Origin of the sequence: Erythrobacter sp. R86502 (assembly GCF_042466465.1) — a bacterium.
Classification (GTDB): domain Bacteria; phylum Pseudomonadota; class Alphaproteobacteria; order Sphingomonadales; family Sphingomonadaceae; genus Erythrobacter.
The window spans coordinates 674180-686277 of the sequence record NZ_JAXHCJ010000001.1 but is presented as its reverse complement, the minus strand read 5'-3'; the positions used below and the strand labels follow the sequence as shown (position 1 = coordinate 686277).

The 12098-nt window shown below is 60.6% G+C and carries 13 protein-coding genes; 4 read left to right on the top strand and 9 right to left on the bottom strand.

The window, feature by feature from the left end; genetic code table 11:
- Position 1: 1 nt before the first annotated feature.
- From SJY33_RS03285 to SJY33_RS03270, 4 genes are all read left to right on the top strand, one after another.
- Entirely contained in the window at positions 2–628 is a 627-nt protein-coding gene (locus tag SJY33_RS03285) for a (d)CMP kinase (RefSeq protein ID WP_379921114.1), read from the top strand.
- A 414-nt stretch (positions 629–1042) separates the two neighbouring features.
- Positions 1043–2749, top strand: a complete 1707-nt coding sequence (rpsA, locus tag SJY33_RS03280) for a 30S ribosomal protein S1 (RefSeq protein WP_379921113.1) — start codon at positions 1043–1045, stop codon at positions 2747–2749.
- Positions 2750–2863: 114 nt separating this feature from the next.
- Positions 2864–3619: a hydroxyacylglutathione hydrolase gene (gene gloB, locus SJY33_RS03275; RefSeq protein ID WP_379921112.1), complete on the top strand. Its 756-nt coding sequence runs from the start codon at positions 2864–2866 to the stop codon at positions 3617–3619.
- Between the two features lie 4 nt (positions 3620–3623).
- Complete coding sequence (locus SJY33_RS03270) at positions 3624–4613, top strand: NADPH:quinone oxidoreductase family protein (RefSeq protein ID WP_379921111.1); 990 nt, start codon at positions 3624–3626, stop codon at positions 4611–4613.
- On the opposite strand, the gene SJY33_RS03265 is transcribed toward SJY33_RS03270, so the two are convergent.
- The 9 genes from SJY33_RS03265 to SJY33_RS03225 all read right to left on the bottom strand — a co-directional run bounded on the left by SJY33_RS03265 (position 4601) and on the right by SJY33_RS03225 (position 12071).
- Complete coding sequence (locus tag SJY33_RS03265) at positions 4601–5209, bottom strand: flavodoxin family protein (protein WP_379921110.1); 609 nt, start codon at positions 5207–5209, stop codon at positions 4601–4603. The genes SJY33_RS03270 and SJY33_RS03265 overlap by 13 nt on opposite strands.
- Before the next feature lie 150 nt (positions 5210–5359).
- Positions 5360–5890 carry a hypothetical protein gene (locus tag SJY33_RS03260; RefSeq protein ID WP_379921109.1) on the bottom strand — a complete coding sequence of 177 codons (531 nt, stop codon included), beginning with the start codon at positions 5888–5890 and terminating at the stop codon, positions 5360–5362.
- On the bottom strand, positions 5883–6377 hold the full coding sequence (locus tag SJY33_RS03255; protein WP_379921108.1) for an ATPase: 495 nt from the start codon (positions 6375–6377) through the stop codon (positions 5883–5885). Before SJY33_RS03255 ends, SJY33_RS03260 begins: the two co-directional genes overlap by 8 nt.
- A gap of 91 nt (positions 6378–6468) precedes the next feature.
- Positions 6469–6693 carry a F0F1 ATP synthase subunit C gene (locus tag SJY33_RS03250; RefSeq protein WP_054118254.1) on the bottom strand — a complete coding sequence of 75 codons (225 nt, stop codon included), beginning with the start codon at positions 6691–6693 and terminating at the stop codon, positions 6469–6471.
- A gap of 67 nt (positions 6694–6760) precedes the next feature.
- On the bottom strand, positions 6761–7594 hold the full coding sequence (locus SJY33_RS03245) for a F0F1 ATP synthase subunit A (protein ID WP_379923509.1): 834 nt from the start codon (positions 7592–7594) through the stop codon (positions 6761–6763).
- A gap of 92 nt (positions 7595–7686) precedes the next feature.
- A complete protein-coding gene (locus SJY33_RS03240; protein ID WP_379921107.1) occupies positions 7687–8034 on the bottom strand; it encodes an AtpZ/AtpI family protein in 348 nt (115 codons plus the stop codon).
- A 128-nt stretch (positions 8035–8162) separates the two neighbouring features.
- Positions 8163–8543 carry a YdbL family protein gene (locus tag SJY33_RS03235; protein ID WP_379921106.1) on the bottom strand — a complete coding sequence of 127 codons (381 nt, stop codon included), beginning with the start codon at positions 8541–8543 and terminating at the stop codon, positions 8163–8165.
- Positions 8544–8571: 28 nt separating this feature from the next.
- Positions 8572–8838: a YnbE family lipoprotein gene (locus SJY33_RS03230; protein ID WP_379921105.1), complete on the bottom strand. Its 267-nt coding sequence runs from the start codon at positions 8836–8838 to the stop codon at positions 8572–8574.
- Positions 8839–8870: 32 nt separating this feature from the next.
- Positions 8871–12071: a YdbH domain-containing protein gene (locus SJY33_RS03225; RefSeq protein WP_379921104.1), complete on the bottom strand. Its 3201-nt coding sequence runs from the start codon at positions 12069–12071 to the stop codon at positions 8871–8873.
- Positions 12072–12098 lie beyond the last annotated feature (27 nt).

The following is a 12098-nucleotide window of genomic DNA, read 5'->3' as shown; positions in this document are numbered from 1 at the left end:
TGTGATTATCGCGGTCGATGGCCCCACGGCGAGCGGCAAGGGCACAATTGCCAAGGCGTTGGCGGCGCATTTCGGTCTGCCGCATCTGGACACGGGCCTTTTGTACCGTGCTGTCGGACGGCAGGTGGCCGCGCAGGGCGGCAACCCCGATAGCCCCATCGATGCGCTTGCCGCTTGTAACTTTGCCGATGCGCTTCTTGCAGACGAAATCCTGCGCTCTGAGGAGGTTGGCGGGTTTGCGAGTCGGGTTTCAATCCACCCGGATGTGCGCCACGCGCTCTATCAGCGGCAACGCGCCTTTGCCCTGCAAAAAGGCGGCGCGGTTCTGGACGGGCGCGATATCGGGACCGTCATCGCACCCGAAGCCGATGTGAAGCTGTTCATCACCGCAAGCGTACAGGAACGTGCGCGGCGGCGCTGGCTGGAAATGACGGGCCGCGGGATCGACGTGGCGCTTGCCGCGATAGAACGTGACATTGCCGCACGTGACGCACGTGATATGGGACGCGCCGATGCCCCGCTGATCGCTGCGAACGATGCCTTGGTGATCGACACCACGCATTTTGGCCGTGACGCCGCCATCGAAGCCGCGATCGAAGCGGTCGCGCTGCATACAGGAACCGCCTGAACCGCCCTTTCCTACTTCACCATGCCGCGCAACATGCAGACCATGTCCTGCCGCGCCCTTTCCTGCCGTAATGCCGCTGCTGGCGCACAATGCAGCCCGGCAGCATCCGGGATCGGATTTTGTGTTCCTGGACAGTGTCTCATGTGTCTCCTACAGCGCGTGCGTCCCTGCCCGATCTGCGGCTGCACGCCGCCGGGGCACGGGGGAAACTCCTTGCATTTTGCGCCGCTCTCGCCTAGGCGCGCGGCCGTTCACGCAATCCTTGCTGATTGAAGAACCCGCGCAACCGCATACGGCGGCGCGCGGAAGTCGGCCTCTTGCCCTGCCAGCCCGCGCAATGGTGCACGGGAAGCAGTTTAAGACCCCGGAAAAACCGGTGGCCGGTAGCACAACGTAACAGGATCTTTCGAGCCTATGGCAACGCAAATGCCCACCCGCGCTGATTTTGAAGCGCTTCTCAACGAACAGCTCGGCGGCGCCGGCGATGATGGCTTTGAAGGCCGCGTCGTCAAGGGCACCGTCACCGCGATCGAAAACGGCTTTGCCGTGATCGACGTTGGCCTCAAGAGCGAAGGCCGCATCTCCCTCAAGGAATTCTCGCGCGGTGAAGACGACCACGGCCTGACCGTTGGCGGCGAAGTCGAAGTCTTCGTTGACCGTGTCGAAAACGCCGATGGCGAAGCCATGCTGTCGCGTGACCGTGCCCGCCGTGAAGCTGCGTGGGACAAGCTTGAAAACGAATTCGGCGAAGGCAAGCGCGTCGAAGGCCGCATCTTCGGCCGCGTCAAGGGCGGCTTCACCGTCGACCTCGATGGCGCCGTTGCGTTCCTTCCCGGCAGCCAGGTCGATATCCGCCCCGTGCGCGATGTCACCCCGCTGATGGATATCCCGCAGCCGTTCCAGATCCTCAAGATGGATCGTCGCCGCGGCAACATCGTGGTTTCGCGCCGCGCCGTGCTAGAAGAAACGCGCGCCGAACAGCGCAGCGAACTCATCAACGACCTGGTCGAAGGCCAGATCATCGATGGCGTGGTCAAGAACATCACCGATTACGGTGCGTTCGTGGATCTCGGCGGCATCGACGGCCTGCTGCATGTCACCGACATGAGCTACAAGCGCGTCAATCACCCGAGCGAAGTCATCAATATCGGTGACACCGTGACCGTGCAGATCGTTCGCATCAACGCCGATACCCAGCGCATCAGCTTGGGCATGAAGCAGCTTGAGAGCGATCCGTGGGATGGCGTCGCCGCCAAGTATCCGGTTGGCATGAAGCTGCAGGGTCAGGTGACGAACATCACCGAATACGGCGCATTCGTCGAACTGGAAGCCGGCATCGAAGGCCTGGTCCACGTTTCGGAAATGAGCTGGACCAAGAAGAACGTCCACCCCGGCAAGATCGTGTCGACCTCGCAGGAAGTCGATGTGATGGTGCTGGAAGTCGACAGCGAAAAGCGTCGCATCAGCCTCGGTCTCAAGCAGGCCCAGCGCAACCCCTGGGAAGAGTTCGCCGAGAAGCACCCGGTCGGCTCCGAAGTCGAAGGCGAAGTCAAGAACGCCACCGAATTCGGTCTGTTCATTGGTCTCGATGGAGACGTGGACGGCATGGTGCACATGTCGGACATCGCCTGGGGCATCTCGGGCGAAGACGCGCTGGCGCTGCATCGCAAGGGCGAAATGGTCAAGGCCATTGTGCTCGATGTCGATGTCGACAAGGAGCGCATCAGCCTCGGCATGAAGCAGCTTGAAAAGGGCGCGCCTTCGGCTGAAGGCGCAACCAGCGGCGGCGCTCTGCGCAAGAACCAGACCGTCACTGTCACCGTGCTCGAAGTGCGGGACGGCGGGCTTGAAGTGCAGGTTGGCGAAGACGGTGCGACCGGCTTCATCAAGCGTTCGGATCTTGGCCGTGACCGCGACGAACAGCGTCCTGATCGCTTCCAGGTTGGCAGCAAGATCGACGCGATGGTGATCGGTTTCGACCGTTCGAAGAAGCCCAACTTCTCGATCAAGGCGCGTCAGATTTCCGAGGAAAAGGAAGCCGTCGCACAGTTCGGCTCGTCGGATTCGGGCGCATCGCTCGGCGACATCCTTGGTGCCGCGCTCAAGAAGAACCAGGACTGATTCCAATGAACCGCCGGCCCTGCGGGGCTGGCGTTTCGGCAGTCTGAGAGGCCCGCCCGCTCACCAGAGCAGGCGGGCCTTTCCACATCGGCAATCCGCCTCTAAGGTGCGGGCATGATTCATGTTCACCTGTTCCCGTGCCTTAGCGACAACTACGGCTTCCTCGTCCACGACACCGACAGTCACGAAACGGTCGCGATCGACACACCTGATGGCAAGGCCTACCTGCTTGAAGCCGCGATGAAGGGGTGGAAGATCACCCAGATCTGGAACACTCACTGGCACCCCGATCACGCGGGCGGAAATTCATTGATCCAGGAAGAAACCGGCTGCACTATTACCGGACCGGCCGAACTGGAAGGCAGGTTCCCCGTCGACCGCGTGATTGCTGATGGCGATACGGTCAAGCTGGGTGATGTCGAAGCGCGCGTCTTCGATGTTTCAGGACATACAAACGGCCATATCGCTTTCCACCTGCCTTCGGCCGAGTTGGCATTTGTTGGCGATGCGGTATTTGCCTTGGGATGCGGCAGGATGTTCGAAGGCGAACCCCGACAGTTCTGGGAAAGCCTCAGCCGGATCAAGGCGCTCCCGCCCCAGACTCTGCTGTATTGCGCCCACGAATACACTGCATCCAACGCGAAGTTCGCGCTTCACGCTGATCCGGAGAATGTCGCGCTGAAAGCCTACGCTGACGAGATCGCTGCCAAACGGGCCAGGGACGAGCCGACGGTTCCCACGCGGCTCGATCGCGAGCTCGCCACCAACCCCTTCCTGCGGGCCGACGATCCGGAGCTGATGGAACGCTGGGGCGGCAGCGAACCTTACGAAACCTTTGCAGCCCTTCGCGCGGCAAAGGACAACTTCTAACCCGATGCAGGCGCTTCGGGTCGATCGTCTTTCGGCGGATCTGTCCGGAGTAGCCCTCATTGATGTAGCAGTGCCGCGCCGCGCTCCGGACGAAGTGCTGGTGCGCATCCAGGCTGCTTCATTGAACTTCCCCGACGTGTTGATGACGCGGGGTGATTACCAGTTCAAACCCGAGCCTCCTTTCACCAGCGGGCTCGAATTTGCAGGGGAAGTCATCGACGCCGACAAGCACAGCGGCTTCAAGCTGGGTGACCGGGTGATGGGCGGCAACAAGACAGGTGCCTTTGCAGAATTCGCCAGCGTTCCGGCCAGCAAGCTTTCACTGATGCCGAAGGGTATGGACTTTCCTGCCGCCGCAGCGATGGGCGCGGCCTATTCAACCGCCTTTACGGGGCTGGTAGAATTGGGCGGATTGCAGGAGGGCCAATGGGTTCTCGTCCACGGTGCAAGCGGTGGTGTCGGCCTTGCAGCCTGTGACTTGGCTTTGGCATTGGGAGCTAAAGTCATCGCCACTACCGGATCGGATGCGAAAAAGGCGGCTATTGCCGAGAAAGTCCATAGCCTGGCCCGTCCCCTGTCAGTGATAACGGCCGCGGGGCGATTTCGAGAAGAAGTCGCACAGCTGACCGATGGAACCCTCGTTAACATCGTTTTCGATCCTGTCGGCGGCGATATATTTGATGAATCCACGCGCTGCGTCGCATTTGGTGGAAAACTGATTGTGGTCGGGTTCGCATCGGGTCGGATCGCTGACGTGTCGACCAATATTCCGCTGATCAAAGGTTTTGGCATCATTGGGCTGCGAGCTGGAGAATACGCGCGGCGCCTGCCGGAACGGGGCGCTGCCATCCAGCGTGCCATACGTCTATTGGCCGAACGTGAGGCAATTACGCCGGCTATTGACCGGGTTTTGCCGCTGTCCCGCTGGCGTGAAGGGTTCGACGCCATGACGAACAGAGAACTGGTCGGAAAGGTTGTCTTTCAGCCCGGGTAAGGTGCATCTTTGAGAAGCTTGGCGAGGTGGGCAGCATTGCCCGCGACCATCGCCGCAGTGTCTCTGACCTTATCGGGGGTTTTGTGGAAATCCTTGAAATCTTTCGATCCCATCGCCTCACCTACCCAATAACACGCAGCTACAGCTGGGATCGTCCAGCCGGTATCGTTTAAAGACTGGAACAATTGCGAAGACGCCCAGTGCGCGCCGTCTTCGTTGCCGACAATCGCGGCTACCGCGACCTTGCCGTAGCTCGGCATTCGGCCCTTATCATCAGTTTCGGAAAGGAAGGCATCCATCCGTTCGCAGACACGCCGTGCAATCGACGACGACTGCCCCATCCAGATCGGCGTGCCGAACACGAGGATATCAGCAGCTAGGATTTGCTTGCGAATCCTGGGCCAGTCATCGCCTTCCCCTTCGTCCGACGTCACCCCCGGCTTCACGTTATGATCTGCTATACGGATCGGGTCGCCCACCGTCACATCATGTTCTAAAAAGGCGTCCCGCAACACGGCGATCATCGCATCGGTTGAGCTTTCGCGGGCACCCGAAGGCGCAAGCGAACAATTGATGGCACAGGCGGTCAATTTCATGAATGGGCTCCTTGTTCAAAACCCCAACTTGCCAAACCGCAGGATGTTGCATTGAACCAGTCAGAATGGCTGATGTTTGCGGCGAGCGGCAAACAAACGAAAAGGGCGGCCCACAGGACCGCCCTTTAAAAATTGATCGATCAAGCCGCTTTACAGTGAGGCGATGACCTCGTCTGCCAGCTTGCAGTCTGCAGTGGTGTCATGACGTTCCGCAATCAGCTTGCGCGATGCGGCAGCAGCGGCGGTGACAGCGCGGGCTTTGACTTCTGCGATGGCAGCACGTTCAGCAGCAGCGATCTTGTCTTCCGCCATACGCTGACGACGGGCAACCATCACTTCGCTGTCAGCTTCAGCCTTGGCGAGAAGCGCGTCGGCTTCTTCGCGGGCGCCGGCCAGCATTGCCTCTGCATCTTTCTCGGATGCTGCAATCTTGGCCGCATATTCTGCACGCAACGCTTCGGCTTCTAACCGCAAGGCCTTGGCTTCGTCTAGGGCGGTTCGAATGGCGGCGATGCGGGCGTCAAGCCCGCCCGCGATGATGCCGGGCACCTTCTTCCATACGAATACGGCAATCAGCACGGCCATCGCCAAGGCGACCCACTGATACGAATCGAGCCCAAGCACACCAGGTTCGGAATGACCTTCGGCCCCGGCAGCCAGCAACAACAGAACGTCAGCCATGCGCCATCACCTCCTTGACCGCCGCTTCTGCAGCGGCGGGTTCGACTTCGGCTCCGGCCACACGCGCCACGATGTCACGCGCCGCATCAGCTGCGACCGCTTCGATTTCGGCCATCGCGCTGTTACGCGCAGCGGCGATAGCAGTTTCAGCCTGCGCCAGACGTTCATCAAGCCGGACCTGCGATTCGGCCAGCTTGACACCGCTTGCGGCGTTCGCCTTGTCTTTGGCCTGACCGATAACGGCCTGAGCCGCCGCACGGTTAGCGTTTTCACGCTTACGCCAGGCGTCTTCTTCGCTGGTGGCCTGATCGCGCGCCGCCTGCGCCGCTGCGATGTCATCAGCGATCTGCTTGTCACGCAGGTCGACCGTACCGAGAACCTTAGGCACCATACCCATGCCCACAAGGACAAAGGTGAGGCCGAAGAAGACCAGCAGCCAGAACACCTGGCTCGACAATGTTGCAGCGATTTGTTCGATCTGAGGCATCGTTGACCTTTAGCCGGAGCGCCAGTGGTTCAATCCGCCGGACGGGGATGGGACATCGTCCCACACTCGCCCGGCAAATTGCATGTCGTACTTAACGGAAGATCAGCAGAACCGCGATCACGAAGGCGAGCAGGCCGAGAAGTTCGGCGGCTGCAAAGCCGATGAACAGGCGGCCCTGCTGGCCGTCGGCAGCACCCGGGTTACGCAGCGCGCCTTCGAGGAACGAAGCGAACACGTTGCCCACGCCGAGCGCGGCCAGACCGGCACCGATCGCCGCGAGACCGGCACCGAGAAGAGCTGCAGCAGTAGCGTCCATGATTATAAACTCCTTGAAGAAAATCTGTATGTTGGTGGGTATTGTCAAAAGGTGCCGCGATGGCGCCTCAGTGAAGGTTTTCCGCGTCGTTGATGTAAAGCGACGTCAACAGCGCAAACACGTAGGCCTGAATTCCGGCCACAAGAATTTCCAGCGCGCTGATCGCCACCATCAGGATAAAGCTGGGAACGCCGACAAGAACGCCGGTGCCAATACCGCCCGTGCCGCCAGCGATCACGAAGCTCGCCAGAACTTTCAGCAGTACGTGGCCTGCCATCATCGCAACGAACAGTCGCAACGCGAGACTGAAGGGGCGCACCATGAACGACACCAGCTCGATCGGCGCGATGAACAGTACCATCGGAAGCGGCGTTCCGGCCGGAACAAAAAGCGAGAAGAAGTGCAGACCATGCTTCCAGAAGCCGACGATCAGCACGATCGAGAAGCTCATGATCGCCAATACGCCCGTCACGGTGAAGTGGCTGGTGAAGGTGAAAGCGTGGATGCCTGGGATCAGGCCGACCGGCACCAGGCCGAGCAGGTTCCCGAACAGGATGAACATGAACAAGGTGAAGATGTAGGGCACATATTTGCGCCCGCCCTTGCCCACATTGGCTTCGAGCAGGTCATCGATAAAACCGGTCATGCTTTCGACCGCCATCTGCCAGCGGCCGGGGACCAGTGCGCGCTTCATGCCGCCCGCAACGAACACCCACACCAAAACAGCGGTAATCGCCATCCACAATGCGGAGTTGGTGAAGGCGATGTTGATCCCGTCAGCCAGTTGCCAATCGGACCCGAAAATGGGTTCGATCGTGAACTGCTTCATCGGATCGACCTTACCGGACTCGGCTGCTTCGAGATTCTGCACAGCAATTGCCGCGCTTCTTTCCGCTGCCATGATGCCTTCTGCGGCTGCCACGATCGAAAGATCCCCAAATGTTTCACATGAAACACGCCCCTGACAAATGCCTGTCGCGGTATGGCGCGAGACTAGCTCTTGCCGTCAGGCCGCGGGGCCTCATCTTCGGGACGCGTTTTCGCACTTTGTATGATCGACCTGAAAGCCGACGCTGTCCCAAGGAACAGCCCAACCAACAGACCCCAGGGCGCAGTGTCCAGCAATGCGTCAACCGCAAAACCAATCACCAAGCCACCGATAATCCCACCCAAAAGGTTGGCCAGAGCGCGGTTGCCGCTGCGGTAATTCGCATCGGCGCCCTTGACCTGTGACCGGTTGCGTTGCTCTTCACGCTCGCGTGCGGCCTGGAGCCGCGCCTCGAGCGCGTCAATCCGCGCATCCTCTTGAATAGGTTCTCGTGCGGGTTTCTCGTCGCTCATATCTGATCCTCAGTAAACCAAGGCCCAGACACGCGCATCGAGGTGCCCGCCGAGGGCGCCGCCCCCTTAGAAGGGGGGGGAATATGTGTCAACACGGAGCGGGACATGTTTGTGCAGGTGCGAAGGTTTTACGGGCAGCGCGGATCGCGGATCGGCGGCCCTGATGTGCGGGTCTGCCAGCTGCCGTCGGGCGCACGATATTTTTCACCTGCAACAGTCCGCGATATTGCCTGGCACCCTGATGTCAGCGCATAAGCTTCCTGCGTGGCGTTGTTTTCCTTGGCCTTTTCGGCATAGATCGCACGGCGTTTGATATTGATATCATTAACCAGATCCTGAAGCGCCTTGTCAGCGGCGCCTACGATGCCAAGATAACCGTCTGGTTGTTCGCCAACCTTCCCCGCCGATCGGGCGGCGGCATAGGCAGGGTCGCGCTGGGCCATGGCAGGTGTCGCCACTGCGCCAAGCGCCGTCACGGCGAGAATGGCGGCCAGAGCTGAATTACGCATTGTATGTCTCCTCGAAGCGGCACATCGGTCAGAAGATGTCCGCGTTCTCGTCTATCGTGTTGGCCGCATCCTCGGCGAGGGCATACAGCACTTCAGCCCGGATATTGATGTCGAGCTGGATGACGATCGGCTTATCAGGTGCCTGAATATTGATGCAGCCCGCAGTCATCATCGTCAGCACGCCTACCGCCGCCAAAGCCTTCATCCCCTTACCCCCTGCAAACTTGCGCCCGAACAAATGTCTTGGGCTTACCTTTGCATTCGTGGCCAGTCGGGTCAATTTCGCCGTCGTCATGACACGGGGTCGCTTTCTGAAGGTTGAACGGTTCACGGGCCGCGGGGTATTTCTGACTGAGGAGGCGGTCCTTCGATACGCGGCGAGACGCGATCTCGCATGATGAGCTTGCCGTTCTCGTAACGCACCAGCCCCAGCGCGAAGGGATCACCCCACGCGGTCGGGTCGGAATAGCCGCGGGCGATGATGGCCAACTGCGAGAAGGATTCGGACCGAACGTTGATGCGGAACTGGATCGGCAATCGGGCCAACCGCCGCGTGATGAAGTTCTGGCTGGCGCCGGCACCCTGGCGCACACCGTCGAAATCAAAATTGGTAAGTATCTCGCCGGCCAGATCGCCGCGCAGTCCAACGCGCATTTGGCGGTAATCGAGCGACCGCAGGGCGGAGAACGCGTAATTGCCCATCGTTCCCAGATCTTCATACGTCAATTCACCAAGATAGGCGATATTGCCCCCGCCCTCACGCGCGGTCAGCAACCCTTCCTCGATCCGGCCATTGCCATCGGCATCGAACACGATTGGAACCGTGCCGTCAAAAATGCCGGTGGCGTTGATATTGGTGAGCTCCATTTGCGCAACGAACTGCGCGGCATCAAGCCCTGTGATGTCAAACACATAACGGCGCGCTTCGGGCTGACTGAAGTCCATTGTCAACGGCCGCATGGTCAGCGTTCCGCCCATAAGGGAAAAACGCGCATCTTTGAGATTGAGTAGCGTTGCGTCGTTCAGGTCGAACCGGACGGTGCCATCCAGAACCTCGACCCCGGGATTGATCGCGGCAATTTTCAGCGTCTGGTCGGGCGCTGTGGTAAGGTTGAGAAGATCGGTGAAAACCACTGCCCCCGAAACACCTCGCACCGGGCCGAACGCGGCGGCAAAATCGAACCCGTCTGACAAAAACGTCCCGCTGCTTGTCAGCGAATCCCCCTGCCAATCGATCTGGCCTGCGCCTGTGATTGTGCCATCTGCAAGGGCGATCACGCCCTTAGTCAGCGGTGTCAGATCATCGGGCTGAAATACCTTGTCGAACAGCAGGCCGGGAACAGAAAGTCGCGCCCCGCCCGCGGCAGTGCCAAGATCATGCGTGATGTCGAGCTGCGCCACGCGCCGATCCGATGGCTGGTGTACAAGCGTGGCGGCGGCTGCGATGCGATTGTCTGCGAAAGTCAGGCTAGCCCCATTTGCCTTTAGGGGGAAAAATCGCGCTTCACCCTGTGCGGGCCGATCTGACAGGACAAAGGCGGCATTCGCGATCTGAAGAACCCCATGGGAATATCGCCAGTCTCCTGTAATGGCGGCCAGATCGAGAGGCACTGCGGCCAGCCGTGCCCTTCCCCCGTTAAAGGTGCCGGCAGGTTCACCCGCGAGGCTGCCTTCAAGTGCAACGCCGGACAGGCGTACTTCATTGTCGCCCGCGCCGATTGTCGCTTTCCAATCGTCAATCACGAATGGCTGCGGGTAGCGTAACGTCACCGCTTTTGCAGAAAGACTTGCGGGATTTTCGCCCAGCATGCCTGCAAAGTTCAATGGCCCTGTTCGCGCAGCTAGCTTCAGCGCCTCGTCATAAGCCAGAAGCGGGGCCGTGCCTTCAGGACACAGCGTGATGCTTTGCCCGTCCAGCGACAGGCCGGATAGTACCATACGTTCAAAGCGAACCGGCGTGCATCGCAGCCCAAGTGCAAGACCGCGTGAATCGCTCCAGGTTCCTTGCAAAGGCACAGTCAGATCGGTGACACCGCCTCCAGGCAGCGCCCCGCTCGCCTGAGCCAATCCTTCAAAGGCAACGGCGCCGGATGCTGAACCTTGCAGCGTTAATCGCGGAATGGCGAGGCGATTCGCTCCCGCGGCATAGTCGGCCATGGCAGCGCGCAGCGTCCAGTCGCCGCCGCGCCGCTGTTCGATCCGGCCGTTGATATCAGGTAGCCCTTCCCCGCCCACCAAAATATTGCCCCCCAGACCTGACAGACCCCGGGCGCTGAGATTGGCACCGAAACGCGACAGCGCGGCCACCTTCACACCATTGCGAGACAGCAGGCTGGCATCCGGCACGATCAGAGATGCGGTTGCCCCCTTGTGTCGAACAATGCCCTCTGCACGAAAATCGGCAGCAACAAGCGACCGCTGCATGGCGCTTTGTACGCGCGCCAGCAGCGGTGCGAACAGCGTGCCTTCAGCACCGCGCACGGCGTTGTCCAACCGGGGTGCTATTGCCCTGCCAGTATCAAGCCGGGAGCCGCGCAACGCGCCTTCCCACTGCCCGCTGTCCCCATCGACTGATCCCCGCCACCGGCCCTCGGCACCCAGTTTTTCCAGACGTCCATGCGGGCTGGCAATCGCTGTGATGGTCAGATTATGCCCGATCGCAAGCCGATCCGCTGCCCAGTTCACCCGCGCTGTACCCGACAGACTGGTCCCCGAAAACTGGCTGAAGGACATGGCTTTGCCTGTCAGTCGCAAATCGGCTTCGGCTGCGGAAAAATCGCGGTTCAGGCTCACCAGCGCACCAATGTCCGCCCGTTCCAGCTCGGCATCTCCGCAGGCCACGTCGCGCAGCCTTAACGGGCCATCAATCGCGGGCGCACCTTCGTTGGTGGTAAGAGTGCCGAACATAGTGGCCGACCGGGCCCGGCAGCCTGCCGTACCAATTCCGGGCGCCACAACCGCGAGGGTTCCGGCAAATCCATCGTCTATCTGCCCCTCACCCGCAAGCGAGACGCCGATACGGCCGTAATCACTTTCGACCAATGCGCGGGCATCGACGATTGTCACATTTATTGCAGGCAGCGCCGGGGGTGCGTCAGCGCCCGAGAACACCAGCGGATCGAGCGCGCCGAAACTGACGTGACCGCCGCTCATCTTCGCAAAGACACGCGCCCCTTCCACGCGCACGCGCCGCACCTCGGGCCCGGCCCAGCCGACACCGGTTTCGACGACAAGGCGGCGGATCACCAGATCGGGCCGTGCCGGATCACCGACGACAAAGTTTTCAACGATCTGCGACTGCGGGCCAATTGTGACAATATCGTACCGCGCCGCAACGCCGTTTGCTTGCAGATAGTTGTCGATCGCGTTGCCCGCGATTCGCTCCCGGCTGATCCAGGCGGAACCAACGGCCAGCGAAACGACCGCAGCCATTCCCAACGCGATTCGTTGGCGCCGCCGACGCGGAGCCAACCGCTGCGTGCTACTGCCTTCCGGCTCGTCCATTGGCTGCGCATCCGACACCGGCATTGTCTCCAACCCTTGCGCGCATCATCG

Bases quoted from the DNA above. Each gene is read 5' to 3' on its own strand.
- SJY33_RS03240 (WP_379921107.1), bottom strand. From the start codon at position 8,034: ATGAGCGACGAGAAACCCGCACGAGAACCTATTCAAGAGGATGCGCGG.
- rpsA (WP_379921113.1), top strand. From the start codon at position 1,043: ATGGCAACGCAAATGCCCACCCGCGCTGATTTTGAAGCGCTTCTCAAC.
- SJY33_RS03260 (WP_379921109.1), bottom strand. From the start codon at position 5,890: ATGGCTGACGTTCTGTTGTTGCTGGCTGCCGGGGCCGAAGGTCATTCC.
- SJY33_RS03225 (WP_379921104.1), bottom strand. From the start codon at position 12,071: ATGCCGGTGTCGGATGCGCAGCCAATGGACGAGCCGGAAGGCAGTAGC.
- SJY33_RS03270 (WP_379921111.1), top strand. From the start codon at position 3,624: ATGCAGGCGCTTCGGGTCGATCGTCTTTCGGCGGATCTGTCCGGAGTA.
- SJY33_RS03265 (WP_379921110.1), bottom strand. From the start codon at position 5,209: ATGAAATTGACCGCCTGTGCCATCAATTGTTCGCTTGCGCCTTCGGGT.
- gloB (WP_379921112.1), top strand. From the start codon at position 2,864: ATGATTCATGTTCACCTGTTCCCGTGCCTTAGCGACAACTACGGCTTC.
- SJY33_RS03255 (WP_379921108.1), bottom strand. From the start codon at position 6,377: ATGCCTCAGATCGAACAAATCGCTGCAACATTGTCGAGCCAGGTGTTC.
- SJY33_RS03230 (WP_379921105.1), bottom strand. From the start codon at position 8,838: ATGACGACGGCGAAATTGACCCGACTGGCCACGAATGCAAAGGTAAGC.
- SJY33_RS03250 (WP_054118254.1), bottom strand. From the start codon at position 6,693: ATGGACGCTACTGCTGCAGCTCTTCTCGGTGCCGGTCTCGCGGCGATC.
- SJY33_RS03235 (WP_379921106.1), bottom strand. From the start codon at position 8,543: ATGCGTAATTCAGCTCTGGCCGCCATTCTCGCCGTGACGGCGCTTGGC.
- SJY33_RS03245 (WP_379923509.1), bottom strand. From the start codon at position 7,594: ATGGCAGCGGAAAGAAGCGCGGCAATTGCTGTGCAGAATCTCGAAGCA.